23 protein-coding genes are annotated in these 21,344 nt (G+C 70.7%); 16 read left to right on the top strand and 7 right to left on the bottom strand.

All coding sequences use genetic code 11. The features are described 5' to 3' along the window. Nucleotides 1-2: 2 nt before the first annotated feature. A complete protein-coding gene (tal, locus tag ACZ4XX_RS05550; protein WP_468506663.1) occupies nt 3-1,121 on the bottom strand; it encodes a transaldolase in 1,119 nt (372 codons plus the stop codon). Between the two features lie 36 nt (nt 1,122-1,157). Then, nucleotides 1,158-3,245: a transketolase gene (gene tkt / locus ACZ4XX_RS05555; protein WP_468506664.1), complete on the bottom strand. Its 2,088-nt coding sequence runs from the start codon at nt 3,243-3,245 to the stop codon at nt 1,158-1,160. Between the two features lie 314 nt (nt 3,246-3,559). On the opposite strand from tkt, the gene ACZ4XX_RS05560 reads away from it, so the two are divergent. From ACZ4XX_RS05560 to ACZ4XX_RS05575, 4 genes are all read left to right on the top strand, one after another. Further along, on the top strand, nt 3,560-4,507 hold the full coding sequence (locus ACZ4XX_RS05560) for a heme o synthase (protein ID WP_468506665.1): 948 nt from the start codon (nt 3,560-3,562) through the stop codon (nt 4,505-4,507). 143 nt (nt 4,508-4,650) lie between these two features. Next, on the top strand, nt 4,651-4,971 hold the full coding sequence (locus tag ACZ4XX_RS05565) for a hypothetical protein (protein WP_468506666.1): 321 nt from the start codon (nt 4,651-4,653) through the stop codon (nt 4,969-4,971). A gap of 75 nt (nt 4,972-5,046) precedes the next feature. Beyond that, a complete protein-coding gene (locus ACZ4XX_RS05570) occupies nt 5,047-6,138 on the top strand; it encodes an amidohydrolase family protein (protein WP_468506667.1) in 1,092 nt (363 codons plus the stop codon). Nucleotides 6,139-6,204: 66 nt separating this feature from the next. After that, nucleotides 6,205-7,122: an Imm49 family immunity protein gene (locus tag ACZ4XX_RS05575; RefSeq protein WP_468506668.1), complete on the top strand. Its 918-nt coding sequence runs from the start codon at nt 6,205-6,207 to the stop codon at nt 7,120-7,122. Between the two features lie 81 nt (nt 7,123-7,203). Here ACZ4XX_RS05575 and ACZ4XX_RS05580 read toward each other — a convergent pair whose 3' ends face one another. The 3 genes from ACZ4XX_RS05580 to ACZ4XX_RS05590 form a co-directional block, all read right to left on the bottom strand. Beyond that, entirely contained in the window at nt 7,204-8,172 is a 969-nt protein-coding gene (locus ACZ4XX_RS05580; protein WP_468506777.1) for a COX15/CtaA family protein, read from the bottom strand. Nucleotides 8,173-8,245: 73 nt separating this feature from the next. Beyond that, complete coding sequence (locus tag ACZ4XX_RS05585; RefSeq protein ID WP_468506778.1) at nt 8,246-9,031, bottom strand: ABC transporter permease; 786 nt, start codon at nt 9,029-9,031, stop codon at nt 8,246-8,248. 14 nt (nt 9,032-9,045) lie between these two features. Continuing rightward, nucleotides 9,046-9,981 (bottom strand): ABC transporter ATP-binding protein, encoded by a 936-nt coding sequence (locus ACZ4XX_RS05590; RefSeq protein WP_468506669.1) that lies wholly within the window; start codon nt 9,979-9,981, stop codon nt 9,046-9,048. Nucleotides 9,982-10,303: 322 nt separating this feature from the next. Between ACZ4XX_RS05590 and ACZ4XX_RS05595 the strand changes: the two genes are divergently transcribed. The 8 genes from ACZ4XX_RS05595 to ACZ4XX_RS05630 all read left to right on the top strand — a co-directional run bounded on the left by ACZ4XX_RS05595 (nt 10,304) and on the right by ACZ4XX_RS05630 (nt 16,859). After that, nucleotides 10,304-11,029, top strand: coding sequence for a helix-turn-helix transcriptional regulator (locus tag ACZ4XX_RS05595; protein ID WP_468506670.1), 726 nt, complete (start codon nt 10,304-10,306; stop codon nt 11,027-11,029). Continuing rightward, a complete protein-coding gene (sufB, locus tag ACZ4XX_RS05600) occupies nt 11,026-12,441 on the top strand; it encodes a Fe-S cluster assembly protein SufB (RefSeq protein ID WP_030322521.1) in 1,416 nt (471 codons plus the stop codon). Before ACZ4XX_RS05595 ends, sufB begins: the two co-directional genes overlap by 4 nt. Nucleotides 12,442-12,510: 69 nt before the next feature. Then, nucleotides 12,511-13,692: a Fe-S cluster assembly protein SufD gene (sufD, locus tag ACZ4XX_RS05605; RefSeq protein WP_389027434.1), complete on the top strand. Its 1,182-nt coding sequence runs from the start codon at nt 12,511-12,513 to the stop codon at nt 13,690-13,692. Further along, nucleotides 13,692-14,009: a bifunctional 3-phenylpropionate/cinnamic acid dioxygenase ferredoxin subunit gene (locus ACZ4XX_RS05610; protein WP_030322524.1), complete on the top strand. Its 318-nt coding sequence runs from the start codon at nt 13,692-13,694 to the stop codon at nt 14,007-14,009. Before sufD ends, ACZ4XX_RS05610 begins: the two co-directional genes overlap by 1 nt. A 7-nt stretch (nt 14,010-14,016) precedes the next feature. Then, nucleotides 14,017-14,784, top strand: a complete 768-nt coding sequence (gene sufC, locus ACZ4XX_RS05615; RefSeq protein ID WP_318207162.1) for a Fe-S cluster assembly ATPase SufC — start codon at nt 14,017-14,019, stop codon at nt 14,782-14,784. Beyond that, nucleotides 14,781-16,049 (top strand): cysteine desulfurase, encoded by a 1,269-nt coding sequence (locus tag ACZ4XX_RS05620; RefSeq protein WP_030322528.1) that lies wholly within the window; start codon nt 14,781-14,783, stop codon nt 16,047-16,049. The genes sufC and ACZ4XX_RS05620 overlap by 4 nt, the downstream gene beginning before the upstream one ends. Nucleotides 16,050-16,059: 10 nt before the next feature. Next, on the top strand, nt 16,060-16,524 hold the full coding sequence (gene sufU, locus ACZ4XX_RS05625) for a Fe-S cluster assembly sulfur transfer protein SufU (RefSeq protein ID WP_468506671.1): 465 nt from the start codon (nt 16,060-16,062) through the stop codon (nt 16,522-16,524). Next, nucleotides 16,521-16,859, top strand: a complete 339-nt coding sequence (locus ACZ4XX_RS05630) for a metal-sulfur cluster assembly factor (RefSeq protein ID WP_055602247.1) — start codon at nt 16,521-16,523, stop codon at nt 16,857-16,859. The genes sufU and ACZ4XX_RS05630 overlap by 4 nt, the downstream gene beginning before the upstream one ends. Nucleotides 16,860-16,949: 90 nt before the next feature. Here ACZ4XX_RS05630 and ACZ4XX_RS05635 read toward each other — a convergent pair whose 3' ends face one another. Further along, nucleotides 16,950-18,050, bottom strand: a complete 1,101-nt coding sequence (locus ACZ4XX_RS05635) for a DUF7847 domain-containing protein (RefSeq protein WP_384911961.1) — start codon at nt 18,048-18,050, stop codon at nt 16,950-16,952. 63 nt (nt 18,051-18,113) lie between these two features. Here ACZ4XX_RS05635 and ACZ4XX_RS05640 point away from each other — a divergent pair, with 63 nt between their 5' ends. The 4 genes from ACZ4XX_RS05640 (at nt 18,114) to ACZ4XX_RS05655 (ending at nt 20,400) form a co-directional block, all read left to right on the top strand. Continuing rightward, nucleotides 18,114-18,434 (top strand): DMT family transporter, encoded by a 321-nt coding sequence (locus ACZ4XX_RS05640; RefSeq protein ID WP_209494172.1) that lies wholly within the window; start codon nt 18,114-18,116, stop codon nt 18,432-18,434. Beyond that, the gene (locus tag ACZ4XX_RS05645) at nt 18,434-18,982 is read left to right on the top strand and encodes a TetR/AcrR family transcriptional regulator (protein WP_468506672.1); all 549 of its coding nucleotides are present in this window, start codon (nt 18,434-18,436) and stop codon (nt 18,980-18,982) included. Before ACZ4XX_RS05640 ends, ACZ4XX_RS05645 begins: the two co-directional genes overlap by 1 nt. A 153-nt stretch (nt 18,983-19,135) precedes the next feature. After that, nucleotides 19,136-20,119: a 2,3,4,5-tetrahydropyridine-2,6-dicarboxylate N-succinyltransferase gene (gene dapD / locus ACZ4XX_RS05650; RefSeq protein WP_468506673.1), complete on the top strand. Its 984-nt coding sequence runs from the start codon at nt 19,136-19,138 to the stop codon at nt 20,117-20,119. A 62-nt stretch (nt 20,120-20,181) separates the two neighbouring features. Continuing rightward, nucleotides 20,182-20,400 carry a hypothetical protein gene (locus ACZ4XX_RS05655; protein WP_468506674.1) on the top strand — a complete coding sequence of 73 codons (219 nt, stop codon included), beginning with the start codon at nt 20,182-20,184 and terminating at the stop codon, nt 20,398-20,400. Here ACZ4XX_RS05655 and dapA read toward each other — a convergent pair. After that, nucleotides 20,379-21,278 (bottom strand): 4-hydroxy-tetrahydrodipicolinate synthase, encoded by a 900-nt coding sequence (dapA, locus tag ACZ4XX_RS05660; RefSeq protein WP_468506675.1) that lies wholly within the window; start codon nt 21,276-21,278, stop codon nt 20,379-20,381. The two genes, ACZ4XX_RS05655 and dapA, sit on opposite strands and share 22 nt — an antisense overlap. Nucleotides 21,279-21,344: the final 66 nt, after the last annotated feature.

Genomic DNA, 21,344 nt, shown 5'->3' on the forward strand with positions numbered 1-21,344 from the left:
GCTTACGCCTCCGAAGGTGCGAGGCGCGAGAGCTCCGCCTCGGTGGACTTGAGAAGGTCGTTCCAGGACGCCTCGAACTTCTCGACGCCCTCGTCCTCGAGGAGCTGGACGACGTCGTCGTAGGCGATGCCCAGCTTCTCGACGGCCGCGAGCTCGGCACGCGACTGGTCGTAGGTGCCGCGCACGGTGTCACCGTCGACCACACCGTGGTCGGCGGTGGCCTCCAGGGTGGCCTCCGGCATGGTGTTGACCGTGCCCGGGGCGACCAGGTCCACGACGTACAGGGTGTCCTTGTACGCCGGGTCCTTGACGCCGGTCGAGGCCCACAGCGGACGCTGCTTGTTGGCCTGCGCCTTGTCGAGGGCGGTCCAGCGCTCCGAGGAGAAGACCTCCTCGTACGCCTCGTACGCAAGGCGGGCGTTGGCCAGGGCGGCCTTGCCCTTGAGGGCCTTGGCCTCGTCGGTGCCGAGGGCGTCCAGGCGCTTGTCGATCTCCGAGTCCACCCGGGACACGAAGAAGGAGGCCACCGAGTGGATCTTGGAGAGGTCGAGGCCGCGCTCGCGGGCCTTCTCCAGACCCGCCAGGTAGGCGTCCATGACCGCGCGGTAGCGCTCCAGCGAGAAGATCAGCGTCACGTTGACGCTGATGCCGAGGCCGATGACCTCGGTGATCGCCGGCAGACCCGCCTTGGTGGCCGGAATCTTGATCAGCGTGTTGGGACGGTCCACCAGCCAGGCCAGCTGCTTGGCCTCGGCGATGGTGGCGGTCGTCTCGTGGGCGAGACGGGGGTCGACCTCGATGGAGACCCGGCCGTCCTGGCCCTCGGTCGCCTCGAAGACCGGCCGCAGGATGTCGGCGGCGTCGCGGACGTCCGCCGTCGTGATCATCCGGATGGCCTCGTCGACGGTCACCTTGCGCGCGGCGAGGTCGGCGAGCTGCTGCTCGTAACCGTCACCGTGCGAGATGGCCTTCTGGAAGATCGACGGGTTCGTGGTCACACCGACCACGTGGCTCTGGTCGATGAGCTCGGCCAGGTTGCCGGACGTGATCCGCTTGCGCGAGAGGTCGTCCAGCCAGATCGCGACGCCTTCGTCGGAGAGGCGCTTGAGAGCGTCTGTCATGAGAATTCCATCTCCATTAAGTCGTACGTATGCGGATCAGCGCGCGGCGGCGTCGATCGATTCCCGGGCGGCGGCGACGATGGCCTCCGGCGTGAAACCGAACTCGCGGAACAGGACCTTCGCGTCCGCCGAGGCACCGAAGTGCTCCAGGGAGACGATCCGGCCGGCGTCCCCGACGTAGCGGTGCCAGGTGAGACCGATACCGGCCTCGACCGCGACACGGGCCTTGACCGACGGCGGCAGGACGGAGTCCTTGTACGCCTGGTCCTGCTCCTCGAACCACTCCACGGACGGCATCGAGACCACGCGGGTCGGGACACCGGCGGCCTGGAGCTGCTCGCGGGCCTCGACGGCCAGGTGCACCTCGGAGCCCGTGCCGATCAGCACGACCTCCGGAGCGCCGCCGTCGGCCTCGAACAGCACGTAGCCGCCCTTGACCGTGTCCTCGTTCGGCGCGTACGTCGGCACACCCTGGCGGGTCAGCGCCAGACCGTGCGGGGCGCCCTTGCCGAAGACCTTCGTGTGGCGCTGCATGATCTCGCGCCAGGCGATGGCCGTCTCGTTGGCGTCGGCCGGACGGACCACGTTGAGACCCGGGATCGCGCGCAGCGAGGCCAGGTGCTCCACCGGCTGGTGCGTCGGGCCGTCCTCGCCCAGACCGATCGAGTCGTGGGTCCAGACGTACGTGACCGGCAGGTGCATCAGTGCGGACAGCCGCACCGCGTTGCGCATGTAGTCGGAGAACACCAGGAAGGTGCCGCCGTAGATGCGCGTGTTGCCGTGCAGCGCGATGCCGTTCATCTCCGCGGCCATGGAGTGCTCGCGGATGCCGAAGTGGATCGTGCGGCCGTACTTGTCGGCCTCCGGCAGCGGGTTGCCCTCGGGCAGGAACGACGAGTCCTTGTCGATCGTCGTGTTGTTGGAGCCGGCGAGGTCGGCCGAGCCGCCCCACAGCTCCGGGATGACCGCGCCGAGCGCCTTGAGGACCTGGCCCGAGGCGGCGCGGGTGGCGACACCCTTGCCCGGCTCGAAGACCGGGAGCTTCTCGGCCCAGCCGGCCGGCAGCTCGTTCGCCTGGATGCGGTCGAACTCGGCGGCGCGCTCCGGGTTGGCCGTACGCCACTCGGCGAGCGACTTCTCCCAGGCGGCGCGGGCCTCGCGGCCGCGGTCGCCGAGCGAACGGGTGTGCGCGATGACCTCGTCGGTGACCTCGAAGGTCTGCTCCGGGTCGAAGCCGAGGACGCGCTTGGTGGCCGCGATCTCCTCGTCGCCGAGCGCCGAGCCGTGCGCGGCCTCGGTGTTCTGCGCGTTCGGGGCGGGCCAGGCGATGATCGAGCGCATCGCGATGAACGACGGGCGCCCGGTCTCGGCCTCGGCGGCCTTGATCGCCGCGTACAGCCCCGCCGGGTCCAGGTCGCCGTTGGCCTGCGGCTCGACGCGCTGGACGTGCCAGCCGTACGCCTCGTACCGCTTCATCGTGTCCTCGGACACGGCCGTCTCGGTGTCACCCTCGATCGAGATGTGGTTGTCGTCCCACAGCAGGATCAGGTTGCCGAGCTTCTGGTGGCCGGCGAGCGAGGACGCCTCAGCGGAGATGCCCTCCTGCAGACAGCCGTCACCGGCGATCGCGTAGATGCGGTGGTCGAACGGGGAGGTGCCGGCGGCGGCCTCCGGGTCGAACAGACCGCGCTCGAAGCGGGCGGCCATCGCCATGCCCACGGCGTTGGCGACACCCTGGCCCAGCGGGCCCGTGGTGGTCTCGACCGCGGCGGTGTGACCGTACTCCGGGTGTCCGGGGGTCTTCGAGCCCCAGGTACGGAACGCCTTCAGGTCGTCCAGCTCGAGCCCGAAGCCACCCAGGTACAGCTGGGTGTAGAGGGTCAGGGACGAGTGTCCCGCGGAGAGGACGAACCGGTCGCGCCCGACCCACTCGGGGTCGGCCGGGTCGTGCCGCATCACCTTCTGGAAGAGGGTGTACGCGGCGGGCGCCAGGCTCATCGCCGTACCGGGATGGCCGTTGCCGACCTTCTGTACGGCGTCCGCCGCCAGGATGCGGGCGGTGTCGACGGCCCGCTGGTCCAACTCGGTCCACTCGAGGTCTGTGGTGGTCGGCTTAGTGCTCACCCTGGGTCAGGGCTCCTCTCCACATGTCTGAAGCCGGTGACTGAGGGTGTACCGGCGTTGTCGAGCCTACCCCCGCCGGAACGTCCCTCTTTTCGTGTGCATGCCCCTCAGATGAGCGGACACAGCAAGACTGCCGCCGCCCGTGTGACTTCGCCTCCCGAGGCGTGTCCACGCCTTGGGACACACCCCCTCAACACGACCCCACCCCCGCGAAGATCGGCGTCTGGGCAACGTCTACAGTGGCGTGGTACGCGCAAGCTTCACCCCGCCTTCATCCGGGGGGCTTGCTGGGAATTTCTCTGTCAGGGGTGTGCGTGACGGCCGTCGAGTCCCGACCCGCAGGGGTCGTCTTGACTCCCAGCCCGGGGGGCCATCGGCCGTTCGGGGCCCGCGTCAAGGCATACGTGGCGCTGACCAAGCCGCGGATCATCGAGCTGCTGCTCATCACCACCGTTCCGGTGATGTTCCTCGCCGAACAGGGCGTGCCCGACCTGTGGCTGGTGCTCGCCACCTGCTTCGGCGGCTACCTGTCCGCGGGCGGCGCCAACGCGCTCAACATGTACATCGACCGCGACATCGACGCGCTGATGGACCGCACCTCCCAGCGACCGCTGGTCACCGGTGTCCTGACGCCGCGCGAGGGACTGGTCTTCGGCCTCACCCTCGCCGTGGTCTCCACGCTCTGGTTCGGCCTGCTCGTCAACTGGCTCTCCGCCGCCCTCTCCCTCGGTGCGCTCCTCTTCTACGTCGTGGTCTACACGATGATCCTGAAGCGCCGCACCACCCAGAACATCGTCTGGGGCGGGATCGCCGGCTGCCTCCCGGTCCTCATCGGCTGGTCGGCCGTCACCGACTCGATGTCCTGGGCCGCGGTCATCCTCTTCCTCGTCATCTTCTTCTGGACGCCGCCGCACTACTGGCCGCTGTCGATGAAGGTGAAGGACGACTACGCCCGCGCCGGCGTGCCGATGCTCCCGGTCCTCGCCTCCAACAAGGTCGTCGCCAAGCAGATCGTCGCGTACAGCTGGGTGATGGTCGCCGTCTCCCTGCTGCTGACGCCGCTCGGCTACACCGGCTGGTTCTACCTGACGGTCGCCCTGCTCACCGGCGGGTGGTGGCTCTGGGAGGCGCACGGCCTGCTCAACCGCGCCAAGGCGGGCGCCACCGGCGCGAAGCTCAAGGAGATGCGCCTCTTCCACTGGTCCATCACCTACGTGTCGCTGCTCTTCGTGGCGGTCGCGGTGGACCCGTTCCTCCGGTAGGGACGCCCCAGGGCGGACTTTCCAGGACGTCCCGTCCGATGTCTCCGCTCAGATGATCTGCTCGGCCGGCGGCCGGGTCACGTGGGATAGGCCACGTGACCCGGCCGTCGCCAGTAGATCTACCCCTCGGTAGCATCCTTTTCATGGCAGAAACGAAGCAGGCAGAGCGCAGGGCGGCGAGGCTCGCCAAGGAGATCAAGGCCTTCTCCAAGGAGCACGGCGGCTCCGAGGGACACCTTGCGCACATCGGCCAGGCGGGCACCCGGATCGTCCTCGTCGGCACCGACGGCGGCTGGGGCGACCTCGTCGCGCCGACGTACGCGATCGCGCAGCAGGCCGCCGAGAAGGCCGGCCTCACCCTCCACGAGGAGTTCGACGGCGAGTTCGCCGCCAAGGTCGCCACCGGCCCGTACGAGTGGACCCGGATGGCCGGTATCCAGATCGGCGGACCCTCCAACAGCTGAGGCAACAACCTCGTGCGGGGCTCACCCGTTAGGACGTGTGGAGAAGCGACACGGCCACACAGGGAGCCCCCCGAGATGATCGACACGCCGAGCCTGGTGGACCAGTACTGCCACGGGGTGCTCCGTACGGAGCTGGGCCTCGGCACCTTCGAGGCCCGCCTCGGCGCCCAGCTCGGCGGGGGCGGCGCGCTGCCCGCCGCGGGCACCACCTTCTTCGACACCCAGACCGGCTTCGCCGTGCGCCGGTGGTGCCCGCCGCTGCTCGGTCTCGAAGCGCACTGCGCCCCGGCCCGGTATCTCGCCCGCCGCCGCGAACTGGGCGTCGTCGAGGCGGGCCGAAGGCTGCTGCGGGCCTCCGGGATCGCCACGTACCTCGTCGACACCGGCCTCCCCGAAGACCTCACGGGACCCGCCGAGCTCGGCGTCACCGGGGCCGCCGAGGCCCATGAGATCGTCCGCCTCGAACCCCTCGCCGAGCAGGTCGCCGACACCTCGGGGACCGTCGAGGCCTTCCTCGCCAACCTCGCCGAGGCCGTCCACGGCGCCGCCGTCCACGCCGTGGCCTTCACCTCCGTGGCGGGGGTACGCCGAGGACTCACCTACACGCCCGAACCCCCGGGACCCGGAGAGGTACGCGGGGCCGCGGGGCGCTGGCTCGCCGGACGCCCGGCCGGCGGCCCGCTCACCGACCCCGTGCTGCTCCGCCATCTGCTCTGGATCGCGGTCACCGCCGGACGCCCCCTGCAGCTGCACACCGGGGACCGGGACCCGGCCGCGCTCGCCGGATTCGCCGCCGCCACCGCGGGGCTCGGCACCGACCTGGTGCTGCTCCACTCCTACCCGTACCACCGCGCCGCCGCGCACCTGACCGCCGTGCACCCGCACGTCCACGCGGACCTGGGCCCCGTCCTCGCCCACACCGGGGCGCGGGCGGCGGCCGTCCTCGCCGAGGTCCTGGAGCGGGCGCCGTTCGGGAAGCTGCTGTTCTCCAGCGGTGCCCACGGCCTGCCCGAGCTCCATGTGGTCGCCGCGAACGTCTTCCGCACCGCCCTCACCCGGGTGCTCGGCGAATGGGTCATGGACGGCGCCTGGTCCCGCACGGACGCCCAGCGGGTCGCCACGATGATCGCGGCGGGGAACGCACGACGGGTCTACCGGCTGGCGTGACCCGCTGTCGGTCGCCGTTGATAGCGTTCCCGGGCACGATCAACGGATCACGGGGGAGCGGACGCCATGCGGGAAGTGACAGCGCACCAGGTCGACGGAGCGAGGACCGGGCAGACGTTCCAGGACGTCTGGAGGCGATTCCACCGCCGCTCGTACGACCTCCGGTACAACGGGGTGTCCCTGTCGCTCCTCGGGGAGGCGCGCGACGAACTCCTCGACCACGTAGGGGCCCGCACCCTGGAGGACCCCGCGCTCGGCACGGAATCCTCACGGACGGTGCTGCTCACCGCCGCCGAGTGCGCCCTCGGCGTCCTGGGCATCGGCTGTTTCCCCGACGGCGACTGGGACGTCCCGCTGCCCCTCGTCGACGAGACGGTCTCCAGCGCCGACCTGCTCTTCGACGAAGGGACGGACCAGGGGCACGAGGTACCCACCGCCCGGACCTGGGTCGACACGTTCGCCCTGTGCCTGATCAGCGGGCTGGCCTGGGAGCGGCGCCGGGTGATCGGTCCGCTGCTCGTGAGGGACTACGCGCCCGCGATCCGCGAGGGGGTGCCGTACTCGCGGTTCGACTCGGTCTCGGAGCCGGCGGACCTCGCCGAGATGGACGCCCTCTGCGCGTATCTGACCGTGGAGGAGGGGCGGTACCCCGGCGCCGTACCCGGGGCCGTCCCGGTGCGCCGGCCCGACGTGGAGGAGCGGGCGAGCGCGGCGCGGGCCCTCGATGCGGCCGGTGCGCTCGGCCCGGACCAGCGGCTGCTGCGCGTGCTGCTCGACGACGACCGCGAGGCCTTCGAGCAGGCGCTCGCGGACCGGCTGGAGGAGCACCGGGCGGGCGTCGGGGCCGATCCCGGGCCGAGGACCCTGCTGCCGGTGGGCGCCGTCGCGCTGGCCGCGCTCGCGCACCTGGCCCACGGCTGGGAGCCGGGCGTCCGCTCCGGGTACCTGCCCGACGCGCTGCTGCGCGCGCCGGTGTCCGCATAGCCGAATCCGCCAGGACCCCCCGCCGTCGAGCGGGGGGTCCTGGCGGACTCGTAGGGTTCCGGACGTTCTCCGGAGAGAGCCTCAGGCGGTCGCGAGCTGGGGGTCCGCCTGGGCCGGGATGTCCGCCGCGGGGGCCGGGCGCTCGCGCAGGCTCAGGGCCAGGCGCAGGACCGCGATCCACATCAGGGACGAGCCGAGCATGTGCGCGGCCACCAGGAGTTCCGGGACCCCGGTGAAGTACTGCACGTAGCCGACGACGCCCTGCGCGAGCAGCACGATCAGGAGGTCGCGGGCGCGGGCCCGGGTGTCGAGCGGGGCGTCCACCACCCGCAGGACCAGCCACATCGCGAGCGCCAGGGCGCAGACGACCCAGGCGGCGATGGCGTGGAGGTGCGCGGCGTCCGTCCAGTCCCACGGCATGCGCGGCACGTCACTGCTGTCACCGGCGTGCTTGCCGGCGCCGGTCACCGTCGTACCGAGCGCGATCAGCAGGCCCGAGGTGATCGTGATCGCCCAGCCCAGCTTGCGGACCGGGCGCGGCACGCGCGGGCGGGCGGCGGTGTCGCCCTCGCCGGTCCGGTGCCAGGTGACGACGGCGACGGTGAGCAGCGCGTTGGCGGCGAGGAAGTGGCCGGCGACCGTCCAGGGGTTGAGGCCCATCCACACCGTGATGCCGCCGATGACGGCGTTGCTCATCACGATCCAGAACTGGGCCCAGGCGAGCCGGGTCAGCCCGCGCCGCCACGGCTTGGTGGACCGGGCGGCGATGATCGCCCAGCCGACCGCGGCCGACAGGACGTAGGTCAGCATCCGGTTGCCGAACTCGATCACGCCGCGGTAGCCCTGCTCGGGTGTCACGATCAGGCTGTCGTCGGTGCACTTCGGCCAGGTGTCGCAGCCGAGACCGGATCCGGTCAGCCGGACCGCGCCACCGGTGACGATGATGAGCACGCTCATCACGACGGCGGAGAGCGCGGCGCGCCGGAGCGTCCCGGGGGACGGAGTCCAGCGCCTGGCGATGGAGGCGAGGGGGGTCAGCACGGGCCCTATCGTAGGCCGGGGCTTGTGCACGCTTTCACGAGGGGTGCCTTGTCGGGAAACGTCACCCTCTGGGACCCCTCCGCTACTCCCAGCGGAAGAACTTCGCCGCCGCGCCGAGGCCGAGGACGGCCCAGACCGCGAGCGTGAGCGCGTCGCCCCAGGGCAGGGCCGCGCCGCCCTGGAGGACCGCGCGCAGGCCGTCGGAGAGGGCCGAGATCGGGAGCAGCTCCAGGACCGAGCGGGCCGCGTCCGGGAACTTCTCCAGCGGCACGATGACGCCGCCGCCCACCAGGAGCAGCAGGAAGACCAGGTTGGCGGCGGCCAGGGTGGCCTCCGCCTTCAGCGTCCCCGCCATCAGCAGGCCGAGGCCGGAGAAGGCGGCCGTGCCGAGGACCAGGAGGACCAGGACCGACAGCGGGTCGCCGTGCGGGGACCAGCCGAGGCCCAGGGCGATCGCCGTCAGGAGGGCGATCTGGAGGACCTCGGTCACCAGGACGGAGAGCGTCTTGGCGGTCATCAGCGCCCAGCGGGGGAGCGGTGAGGCGCCGAGCCGCTTGAGCACCCCGTACCGCCGCTCGAAACCGGTCGCGATGGCCTGGCCGGTGAACGCGGTCGACAGGACGGCGAGCGCCAGGATGCCGGGGGCGAGGAAGTCGACGGCCTTGCCGGCGCCCCCCGTCGTCGAAACGGGCACCGTGATGATGTCGACGGTGGAGAAGAGCACCAGGAGCAGCGACGGGATGATCACGGTGAGCAGCAGCTGCTCGCCGTTGCGCAGCAGCATCCTGGTCTCCAGGGCCGTCTGCGCCGCGATCATGCGGCCGACGGGTGCGCCTCCCGGCCGGGGGGCGTACGTACCGGTGCTCACGACCGATTCAGTGCTCACGACCGCAGTTCCTTGCCCGTCAGTTCGAGGAAGACGTCCTCGAGAGTGTGGCGCTCGACGGAGATGCCGTCGGGCATGACGCCGTGCTGGGCGCACCAGCTGGTGACCGTGGCCAGCAGCTGCGGGTCGACGGTGCCGGTGATCCGGTACGTGCCCGGGAGGGGCTCCGCCGCGGCGGAGCCGTCGGGCAGCGCCTTGAGCAGCGAGCCCATGTCGAGTCCGGGGCGGCCGGTGAAGCGGAGGGTGTTCTCGGCGCCGCCGCGGCACAGCTGTTCGGGGCTGCCCTGGGCGGCGACCCGGCCGGCGTCGACGATGGCGACGTCGTCGGCGAGTTCCTCCGCCTCCTGCATGAAGTGGGTGGTGAGGACCACGGTGACCCCGTCGGTGCGCAGCTCGCGCACGAGGTCCCAGGTGGCGCGGCGGGCCTGCGGGTCGAGTCCGGCGGTCGGCTCGTCGAGGAAGACGAGCTCGGGGCGGCCGACGACGGCCATGGCGAGCGCGAGGCGCTGCTGCTGGCCGCCGGAGAGGCGCCGGTAGGTGGTGCGGCCGCAGGAGTCGAGGCCGAGGCGTTCGATCAGCGCGTCCACGTCCAGCGGGTGGGCGTGGAGCTTCGCCATGTGGCGGAGCATCTCGTCGGCGCGGGCGCCGGAGTAGACGCCGCCGGTCTGGAGCATGACGCCGATGCGGGGGCGCAGTGCGGCCGCGTCGGCGACCGGGTCGAGGCCGAGGACGCGCACGGTGCCGGCGTCGGGCTTCCGGTAGCCCTCGCAGGTCTCGATCGTGGTGGTCTTGCCGGCCCCGTTCGGGCCGAGGACGGCGGTCACGGTGCCGGCCCGCACGTCGAGGTCGAGGCCGTCGACGGCGGTCTTGTTGCCGTACCGCTTGACCAGGCCACGGACCTGGACGGCGGACCCGACGGACTCGTTTCGCATGACGGGAAGTCTAGAGAGGGGCCGGGGGGCCTTCCGGCCCCGGGGCCGGGGTGCCCGGAGTGACCGGTTCGGGCGATCCGGGGGCGATCTCCTTTTCGTCGTGCCGGGTGGTGCCGAGGGCCGCGGAGCCCTTGTGGCCTGCATGTACTGCTTCCCGGGGCGGCCGGATCCGGTGGGCGGGGGAGCGTGGCCGAGGGGTGTGATTCGTCCTACGAATGATCGTTTCCGCAGGTCAGGTAAGCCTTACCTGAGTGACGCACCGCACCGTCGCCGCATCCGGCGCGGCTTGTCAGTCCGAGATTAATTACGCAACAATGGCGTTGTGAAAAACGTTGGCGCGGCTCCCGTGGAGGAACTCGCGACCCGTGAGCGTTCGACGCGCAACCGGGTCGCTCGGTCGATCCTGGATCACGGGCCGTCGACCGTCGCCGATCTCGCCGGACGCCTTCGCCTCACCCAGGCGGCCGTCCGCCGCCACCTCGACTCGCTGGTCGCCGAGAACGTCGTCGAAGCCCGCGAGCAGCGCGTCTACGGGGCGCGCGCCCGCGGCCGCCCCGCGAAGATCTTCGCGCTCACCGACTGCGGCCGGGACGCCTTCGACCAGTCGTACGACTCGCTCGCCGTCGAAGCGCTCCGGTGGATCGAGCGCAACGCCGGCGGCGAGGCGGCCGTGGCCGCCTTCGCCCGCGACCGGATCGAGGCCCAGGCGGACGCCTACCGCGAAGCCGTCGAGGCCGTCGAACCCGAGCGCCGGGCCGAGGCGCTTGCCAAGGCCCTGACCGCCGACGGGTACGCTGCCACTGCGCGGAACGCGCCGGTCGGCGAGCAGCTATGCCAGCACCACTGCCCGGTGGCGCACGTCGCCGAGCAGTATCCACAGTTGTGCGAGGCGGAGACGGAGTTCTTCTCCCGCCTCCTGGGAACGCACGTCCAGCGTCTGGCCACCATCGCGCATGGTGACGGCGTCTGTACCACGTTCATCCCGCACAGCGCCCCACAGACCACCGAATCAGCATCCGCCAGCACGGCCGGGAGGAACCCCGCATGACCACCGAGATCAGCCACCCCGAGCTCGAGGGCCTGGGTCGGTACGAGTACGGCTGGGCCGACTCCGACACCGCCGGCGCCACCGCCAAGCGCGGTCTGAACGAGGACGTCGTCCGCGACATCTCCTCGAAGAAGAACGAGCCCGAGTGGATGCTGAAGCTGCGTCTCAAGGGTCTGCGGCTCTTCGACAAGAAGCCCATGCCGACCTGGGGCTCCGACCTCTCCGGCATCGACTTCGACAACATCAAGTACTTCGTGCGGTCCACCGAGAAGCAGGCCGAGTCCTGGGAGGACCTGCCGGAGGACATCAAGAACACGTACGACAAGCTCGGCATCCCCGAGGCGGAGAAGCAGCGCCTCGTCGCCGGTGTCGCCGCCCAGTACGAGTCCGAGGTCGTCTACCACCAGATCCGCGAGGACCTGGAGGAGCAGGGCGTCATCTTCGTCGACACCGACACCGCGCTGAAGGAGCACGAGGAGCTCTTCCGCGAGTACTTCGGCACGATCATCCCGGTCGGCGACAACAAGTTCGCCTCCCTGAACACCGCCGTCTGGTCCGGCGGATCGTTCATCTACGTGCCGAAGGGCGTGCACGTCGAGATCCCGCTCCAGGCCTACTTCCGTATCAACACGGAGAACATGGGCCAGTTCGAGCGGACGCTGATCATCGTCGACGAGGACGCCTACGTCCACTACGTCGAGGGCTGCACCGCTCCGATCTACTCCTCGGACTCGCTGCACAGCGCCGTCGTCGAGATCATCGTGAAGAAGGGCGGCCGCTGCCGCTACACGACCATCCAGAACTGGTCGAACAACGTCTACAACCTGGTGACCAAGCGCGCCGTCGCCTACGAGGGCGCCACCATGGAGTGGGTCGACGGCAACATCGGCTCCAAGGTCACCATGAAGTACCCCGCCGTCTACCTGATGGGCGAGCACGCCAAGGGCGAGACCCTCTCCATCGCCTTCGCGGGCGAGGGCCAGCACCAGGACGCCGGCGCCAAGATGGTCCACATGGCCCCGAACACCTCCTCCAACATCGTCTCCAAGTCGGTGGCGCGAGGCGGCGGCCGCACCTCCTACCGCGGTCTCATCGAGATCGGCGAGGGTGCCCCGGGCGCCAAGTCCAACGTGCTCTGCGACGCGCTGCTCGTCGACACGATCTCCCGCTCGGACACGTACCCCTACGTGGACGTGCGCGAGGACGACGTCTCCATGGGCCACGAGGCCACCGTCTCCAAGGTCTCCGAGGACCAGCTCTTCTACCTGATGAGCCGCGGCCTCACCGAGTTCGAGGCCATGGCGATGATCGTCCGCGGCTTCGTCGAGCCCATCGCCAAGGAACTCCCGATGGAGTACGCCCTGGAGCTCAACCGGCTGATCGAGCTGCAGATGGAGGGCTCGGTGGGCTAAAGCCCCACCCCGCTCCCACCCCACGCAGCGACTGATTTCTTAACGCAGGAAGAGAGCAACACGACAGCCATGGCTGAGGCTCAGAACATCCCGGCGGGCTCCACCACCGCCGGCTCGATCGCGGTGGCCGCCGAGTCCACCGTCGCCACGCGCATGAGCGCGCCCCCGTCCTTCGACGTCGCGGACTTCCCCGTCCCGCACGGCCGCGAGGAGGAGTGGCGGTTCACCCCGCTCGCGCGCCTCCGCGGCCTGCACGACGGCACCGCCGTCGCGTCCGGCGAGGGCGTCAAGGTCGAGATCGAGGCCCCCGAGGGCGTCACCGTGGAGACCGTCGGCCGCGAGGACGAGCGTCTCGGCAAGGCCGGCACGCCCGTCGACCGCGTCGCCGCGCAGGCGTACTCCTCCTTCGAGAAGGCCTCGGTCGTCACCGTCGCCAAGGAGGCCGTGCTCACCGAGCCGATCCGCATCACCGTGCACGGTGAGGGCGGCGTCGCCTTCGGCCACCAGGTCATCGAGCTCGGCGCCTTCGCCGAGGCCGTCGTGGTCCTCGACCACTCCGGCGACGCGGTGCTCGCCGCCAACGTCGACTACGTCCTGGGCGACGGCGCCAAGCTGACCGTCGTCTCGGTCCAGGACTGGGACGAGAAGGCCGTCCACGTCGCCCAGCACAACGCCCTGGTCGGCCGCGACGCCTCCTTCAAGTCCGTCATCGTCACCTTCGGCGGCGACGTCGTCCGCATCCACCCGCGGGTGTCGTACGCGGCGCCCGGCGGCGAGGCCGAGCTGTTCGGTCTGTACTTCACCGACGCCGGCCAGCACCAGGAGCACCGCCTCCTGGTCGACCACAACACTCCGCACTGCAAGTCCAACGTGGCCTACAAGGGCGCGCTGCAGGGCCAGGACGCGCACGCCGTCTGGATCGGCGACGTGCTCATCCAGGCCGCTGCCGAGGGCACGGACACGTACGAGCTCAACCGGAACCTGGTCCTCACGGACGGCGCCCGGGTCGACTCCGTACCGAACCTGGAGATCGAGACCGGCGAGATCGCCGGCGCCGGTCACGCCTCGGCCACCGGTCGTTTCGACGACGAGCAGCTCTTCTACCTGATGTCCCGCGGCATCCCGCAGGCCGAGGCCCGCCGCCTCGTCGTCCGCGGCTTCTTCGCGGAGCTCGTCCAGCAGATCGGTCTGCCGGACGTCGAGGAGCGCCTCATCGCCAAGATCGAGGCCGAGCTGGAGGCCTCCGTCTGATGGCCTTCGTCCGAGTCTGCGCACTGAGCGAGCTCGAGGCCGACACCCCGAAGCGGGTCGAGGTCGACGGCACGCCGGTGTCGGTCGTGCACACCGAGGGCGAGGTGTTCGCGATCAACGACATCTGCTCGCACGCGAACGTCTCCCTCTCGGAGGGCGAGGTCGAGGACTGTGCCATCGAGTGCTGGCTGCACGGCTCCAGCTTCGACCTCCGCACCGGTAAGCCCTCCGGCCTTCCCGCGACGCGCCCCGTCCCCGTATACCCCGTAAAGATCGAAGGGGACGATGTGCTCGTCTCCGTCACCCAGGAGTCCTGAGTCACCCATGGCAACGCTTGAAATCCGCAACCTGCACGTCTCCGTCGAGGCCGAGAACGGCCCCCGCGAGATCCTCAAGGGTGTCGACCTGACCATCAAGCAGGGCGAGACCCACGCCGTCATGGGCCCCAACGGCTCCGGCAAGTCGACCCTGGCGTACTCGCTGGCCGGCCACCCGAAGTACACGATCACCGGCGGCACCGTCACCCTCGACGGCGAGGACGTCCTGGAGATGTCGGTCGACGAGCGCGCCCGCGCCGGCGTCTTCCTGGCCATGCAGTACCCGGTCGAGGTCCCCGGCGTCTCGGTCTCCAACTTCCTGCGCACCTCCGCCACCGCCATCCGCGGCGAGGCCCCCAAGCTGCGCACCTGGGTGAAGGAGGTCAAGTCCGCGATGGAGCAGCTCCAGATGGACCCGGCCTTCGCCGAGCGCAACGTCAACGAGGGCTTCTCCGGCGGTGAGAAGAAGCGCCACGAGATCCTCCAGCTGGAGCTCCTCAAGCCCAAGATCGCGATCCTCGACGAGACCGACTCCGGCCTGGACGTCGACGCGCTGCGCCAGGTCTCCGAGGGCGTCAACCGAGTCCGCGAGACCGGTGAGGTCGGCACCCTGCTGATCACCCACTACACGCGGATCCTCCGCTACATCAAGCCCGACTTCGTGCACGTCTTCTCCGAGGGCCGCATCGTCGAGTCCGGCGGCGCCGAGCTCGCCGACAAGCTGGAGAACGAGGGTTACGAGGCCTACAGCACGAAGGGTGGCGCATCCGCGTGACATCTGCCCATCAGGGGCTCTCCGGCCTCCTCGACACCGAGGCGATCCGCAAGGACTTCCCGCTCCTGGATCGCGTGGTCCACGACGGCAAGAAGATCGTGTACCTCGACTCCGCGGCGACCTCGCAGAAGCCGCGGCAGGTCCTCGACGCGCTCAACACGTACTACGAGCGTCACAACGCCAACGTCCACCGCGGCGTCTACACGGTCGCCGAGGAGGCGACGGCGCTGTACGAAGGCGCCCGTGACAAGGTCGCGGCCTTCATCAACGCGCCGAGCCGCGACGAGGTGATCTTCACCAAGAACGCCTCGGAGTCGCTCAACCTGGTGGCCAACATGCTGGGCTGGGCCGACGAGCCCTACCGCGTGGACCACGAGACCGAGATCGCCATCACGGAGATGGAGCACCACTCCAACATCGTGCCGTGGCAGCTGCTCTCGCAGCGCACGGGCGCGAAGCTGAAGTGGTTCGGCCTCACCGACGACGGCCGTCTCGACCTCTCGAACATCGAAGAGGTCATCACCGAGAAGACCAAGATCGTCTCGTTCACGCTGGTGTCGAACCTGCTGGGCACGGTCAACCCGGTCGAGACGATCATCCGTCGCGCCCAGGAGGTCGGTGCGCTCGTCTGCATCGACGCCTCCCAGGCGGCCCCGCACATGGTCCTGGACGTGCAGGCGCTCCAGGCCGACTTCGTGGCCTTCACCGGCCACAAGATGTGCGGCCCGACGGGCATCGGCGTCCTCTGGGGCCGCCAGGAGCTGCTCGAGGACCTGCCGCCCTTCCTGGGCGGCGGCGAGATGATCGAGACCGTGTCGATGCACTCCTCGACGTACGCGCCGGCCCCGCACAAGTTCGAGGCGGGTACGCCCCCGATCGCCCAGGCCGTCGGCCTCGGCGCGGCCGTGGACTACCTCTCGGCGATCGGCATGGAGAACATCGCGCGCCACGAGCACGCGATCACCGAGTACGCCGTCCGGCGCCTCCAGGAGGTTCCGGACCTGCGGATCATCGGCCCCACCACGGCCGAGGACCGCGGCGCGGCGATCTCCTTCACGCTCGGCGACATCCACCCGCACGACGTGGGCCAGGTCCTCGACGAAGAGGGCATCGCGGTCCGGGTCGGCCACCACTGCGCGCGGCCGGTCTGCCTGCGGTACGGAATTCCTGCGACCACGCGGGCGTCGTTCTATCTGTACTCCACCCCGGCCGAGGTCGACGCCCTGGTCGCGGGTCTGGAGCACGTACGGAACTTCTTCGGCTAGGGGACGGCTCGTGAAGCTGGATTCGATGTACCAGGACGTCATCCTGGACCACTACAAGCACCCGCACGGGCGCGGTCTTCGGGACGGCGACGCCGAGGTGCACCACGTCAACCCGACGTGCGGCGACGAGATCACGCTCCGCGTGAAGTACGACGGCTCGCGCATCGAGGACGTGTCGTACGAGGGCCAGGGCTGCTCCATCAGCCAGGCCTCGGCGTCCGTCCTCAACGAGCTGCTCGTCGGCAAGGAGCTGGCGGACGCGCAGAAGATCCAGGGCACCTTCCTGGAGCTGATGCAGTCCAAGGGCCAGCTCGAGCCCGACGACGCGATGGAGGAGATCCTGGAGGACGCGGTCGCGTTCGCCGGAGTCTCCAAGTACCCGGCCCGTGTGAAGTGCGCGCTGCTCAGCTGGATGGCGTGGAAGGACGCGACCGCCCAGGCTCTGGGCGACGCGGCGGAGAGGAAGTCGGCATGACCGAGAACGCCGAGGCCACGATGAAGCCGGCCTCCGAGGAAGAAGTCCGTGAGGCGCTGTACGACGTCGTCGACCCCGAGCTGGGCATCGACGTCGTCAACCTGGGCCTGATCTACGGCATCCACATCGACGAGTCGAACATCGCGACGCTGGACATGACCCTGACGTCGGCGGCCTGTCCGCTGACCGATGTGATCGAGGACCAGGCGAAGTCCGCGACGGACGGCATCGTCAGCGAGCTGAAGATCAACTGGGTCTGGATGCCCCCGTGGGGCCCGGACAAGATCACGGACGACGGTCGCGAGCAGCTGCGCGCGCTCGGCTTCAACGTCTGATCGACCCTCGTACACACGAGACGGCCGTGCCCTTCGGGGCACGGCCGTCTCGCATGTCCGGGGCCGGCTGCGGGCCGGCCGGCGGCTCGGCTAGCCGAGTCCCGCGGCGCGGGCCAGCTCCGGCGCCAGGTTCTCCTTGCGGATGCGCTGGTCGACGTAGAGCAGCGCGGTGACCAGTGGCGGGAAGACGGAGACGACCGCCTGGCTGACCAGCTGGCCGATGATCAGCACCGTGAGGATGACGACCATGGAGCCCACCACGGCGGCCGAGTCCTCACCGGAGAAGTCGCTGAACGACAGCGGGGCCGACGCCAGGGCGGACAGGAGCTGCTGGATCAGCATGCCGACGACGGAGGCCATGATCCCGGCGGCGAACAGGCAGCCGAACACCCGCCACCAGTCGCCGCGGACCAGGTGCGCGGAGCGGCGCATCGAGGCGACCGGGCCCTGGCCCTCCATCACGGCGGCCGCCGGGGCCAGGCTGAACCTCACCCAGATCCACAGGCCGAACGGCAGGACCGCCACGGCGGCGAGGAGCAGCAGCAGGGGGATCGTGAACGAGACGTCGGAGGCCGTCGCGCCGCCGTCCAGGTCCCCGAGGTCGGCGACGAGCGCGGCCACCATCGCGGCGAAGGCGCCGAGGAAGAGGATCATCGGGACCAGCAGCGCCGCGGTGGTCAGGAACACGGTGCCCAGCACGGCGGGCACCCGGGCCCAGGACCGGCGCCAGAGGGCACCGAAGGAGGTGGGCCGGCCGAGCACCGCCTCCTGGACCACGGCCGGGCAGGCCGCCGCCACCAGGGCGCTCGCGCCGACGAACACGGCCATGGCGACCAGCCAGACGCAGGCGAAGGCGATGATCAGCGGGCGGACGTCGTCCCATCGCGGCTCCTGCCCCGCGGGCAGGTCGAACACGGCGGGGAAGCCGTCGCCGACGGCCAGGTACGCGACGCCGATCGCCGCTCCGACGACCAGAAGGGCGCCGAGGTAGGCGGCCGCCCCCACCCCGAGGAGCTGCTTCCAGTAGCGGCCGAAGGTGGTGAAGGCGCCGGTCAGGATCGTGCTGAAGCTGAGCGGCGCCAGGGGTATCACGCCGGGCTTCGGCGGCGGGGGCGGCGGCGGATAGCCGTAGCCGTAGGGCGGCGGCGGCCCTGGGGGACCGTAGGGCGGCGGCCCTGGGGGAGTCGTCATGCGGGACACCGTATCGGGCAGTGTTGTGTACGCCCGTACGCATCGTTGTGTACGCTTGTACGCATGGGTTACGGACTGCTCGCGGGGGCCATCGCGGCCGAGGTGCTCGCCACCACCTCCATGAAGTACAGCGAGGGCTTCAGCAAGCTCTGGCCCTCGCTCGTCACCGGCATCGGATATGTGGTCGCCTTCGCGCTCCTCGCGCAGGCACTCAAGACGCTCCAGGTCGGCACCGCGTACGCCGTCTGGGCCGGCGCCGGCACCGCCGCCGTCGCCGCCATCGGCATCCTCTTCCTCGGCGAGACCCTCAGCCTCGCCAAGATCGCGGGGATCGCGCTCATCATCGCCGGGGTCGTCGTCCTCAACCTGGGCGGTGCCCACTGATGGCCCGCGCACGCCGCCACGACCCCGAACGGCGGGACCGGATCGTCGACGCGGCCCTCCGTGTCGCCGGACGGTCCGGTATCGCCGGGCTGAGCCACCGCACCGTGGCCGCCGAGGCGGACGTGCCGCTCGGCTCGACCACGTACCACTTCGCCTCCCTCGACGAACTCCTCGTCGCCGCCCTCCGCAAGGCCAACGAGGACTTCGCGCAGCTGCTCCGCCGGAATCCCGCCCTCAACGCGCCGGACACCGACCTCGCCGCCGCGCTCGCCCGCCTCATGGGGGAGTGGATGGGCGGTGAACGCGCCCAGGTGGAGCTGGAGTACGAGCTCTACCTCGCCGCCCTGCGCCGCCCCGCGCTCCGGCCGGTCGCCGCCGAGTGGGCCGAGACCGTGGTCGCCGCCCTGTCCCGTCGCACCGACCCGGTCACCGCACGCGCCCTGGTCGCCCTCGTGGACGGCATCTGCCTCCAGTCCCTGCTCACCGGCGAGCCGTACGACGAGGAGTACGCGCGCGTGATGCTGACACGGGTGCTGCGCCCGGCGTGAGCGGGAGCCTTTCGGTATCCGGGCAAGGTGCGCGGCCGACCTGAAGGAAGGACCGAGACGGGCCCTCCCGCGCTCGTCGGAACCGCCTACCCGCTCGACCGACACCTGAGACCGGTTGGCCCGCGCGGGGCCCCGCCGGTTAGGTTTTCCGTCATGACCACTGCTCCTCGCACCACCGGCGCCGTCGCCGCCGGCCTCGCCACCATCGCCGGCGACGGCACCGTTCTCGACACCTGGTTCCCCGCCCCCGAGCTGACCGGGGCGGCCGGCCCCGCCGGCACCGAGCGGCTCACCCCCGACGAGGCCGTGAACGCCCTCGGCGAAGGCGCCGCAAAGGCCCTCGGCGTGGACGCCCGCCGCGGCGTCGAGGTGGTCGCCGTCCGTACCGTCATCTCCTCGCTCGACGAGAAGCCGCTCGACGCGCACGACGCCTACCTGCGTCTGCACCTGCTCAGCCACCGTCTGGTGAAGCCGCACGGCCAGAGCCTGGACGGCGTCTTCGGCCTCCTCGCCAACGTCGCCTGGACCTCGCTCGGTCCGGTCGCCGTCGACGACATCGAGAAGGTCCGCCTCAACGCGCGCGCCGAGGGCCTGCACCTCGCCGTCACCAGCATCGACAAGTTCCCGCGGATGACGGACTACGTCGCGCCCGCCGGCGTCCGGATCGCCGACGCCGACCGGGTCCGCCTCGGCGCCCACCTCGCGGCCGGCACCACCGTCATGCACGAGGGCTTCGTCAACTTCAACGCCGGCACCCTCGGCACCTCGATGGTCGAGGGCCGGATCTCCGCCGGCGTCGTCGTCGGCAACGGTTCCGACATCGGCGGCGGCGCCTCCACCATGGGCACCCTCTCGGGCGGCGGCAACGTCGTCATCTCGATCGGCGAGCGCTGCCTGATCGGCGCCGAGGCGGGCGTCGGCATCGCGCTCGGTGACGAGTGCGTCGTCGAGGCCGGTCTGTACGTCACCGCCGGCACCCGGGTCACGATGCCCGACGGCGAGGTCGTGAAGGCCCGCGACCTCTCCGGCGCCTCGAACATCCTGTTCCGCCGCAACTCGGTCACCGGCGCCGTCGAGGCCCGACCGAACAACGCGGTCTGGGGCGGGCTGAACGACATCCTCCACAGCCACAACTGAACCGGTGACTCTGCGTTAACAGAACGCAGAGTCACTGCACGCAGACGAGGCGAGGAGTCGACATGAGGACGAAGCCCATGGTCGCAGGAGTGCTCACCCTGGCGGCGGTCCTGCTACCGGCCGGGACGGCCACGGCGGACGAGACGCACACCCACAGCGGGCCCACCGTCACCAACGGGCCCAGCCTCTCGCTCCACACGGGTCAGATCGACGACCCGCTGGAGGACGTCCTGGAGCACGCCGCCGTCCTCGGCAGGACCTACACCACCGACTCCGCCTGAAGCAGCGCCTCGTACAGACCACGCAGCCCGTCGACCGACTCCCGGTCGGCGGGCTGCAGCGGTTCGCGGACCGGACCGCCCAGCAGCGCCTTGACGGTCACCGTGCCGGGCAGGCCCGCGGCCATCATCCGCTCGGCGAGCGGCAGCAGCCGGGCGTTGAGCCGGGCCGCCTCCGCGGTGTCGCCCGCGTCGAAGGCGTCGAGGACCGCGCGCAGCTGACGGGGCACCACGTTCGCCACCGTGCTGACGTAGCCGGCGCCGCCGACCGCGTACAGCGGCAGGTTCATCTCCTCGCAGCCCGAGTAGTACGCGAGCGGGGTCTCCGCGATCACCCGGGCCGAGCCCAGCAGGTCGTACGCGCAGTCCTTGACCGCCACGATCCGCGGATGCTCGGCGAGCCGCCGCAGCGTCGCGGTCTCCACGCGGGTCCCGGTGCGGCCGGGGATGTCGTAGACCATCACCGGGAGACCGGTCGCGTCCGCGACCTTGAGGAAGTGGGCCTCGACGGCCGACTGCTGAGGCCGGCTGTAGTACGGGGTGACGACGAGCAGGCCGTCCGCGCCCGCCGCCTCGGCCTGGCGGGCCAGTTCGGCGGTGTGGCGGGTGTCGGCGGTGCCGACGCCGGCGAGGACCGAGGGACCGGGGCCCACGGCCTCCCGGACGGCGCGGACGAGCGCGGCCTTCTCGGCGTCGGTGGTGGTCGGCGACTCACCGGTGGTGCCGTTCAGGACCAGACCGTCGCAGCCCTCGCCGACGAGCCGGGCGGCCAGCTTGCCCGCCTCGTCGAGGTCGAGCCCGCCGTCAGGGGCGAACGGGGTGATCATCGCGCAGAGCGCGCGGCCGAAGGGGCGTGCCGGGTGGGTGAGGGAAGTGCTCATCACCGAAGTCTGGGCGGAATGCACGGTGAAGGTCCACTTAGATCTGCTTCGGCTGAAAGATCACGG

It is taken from the genome of Streptomyces sp. NPDC029956, assembly GCF_055574655.1.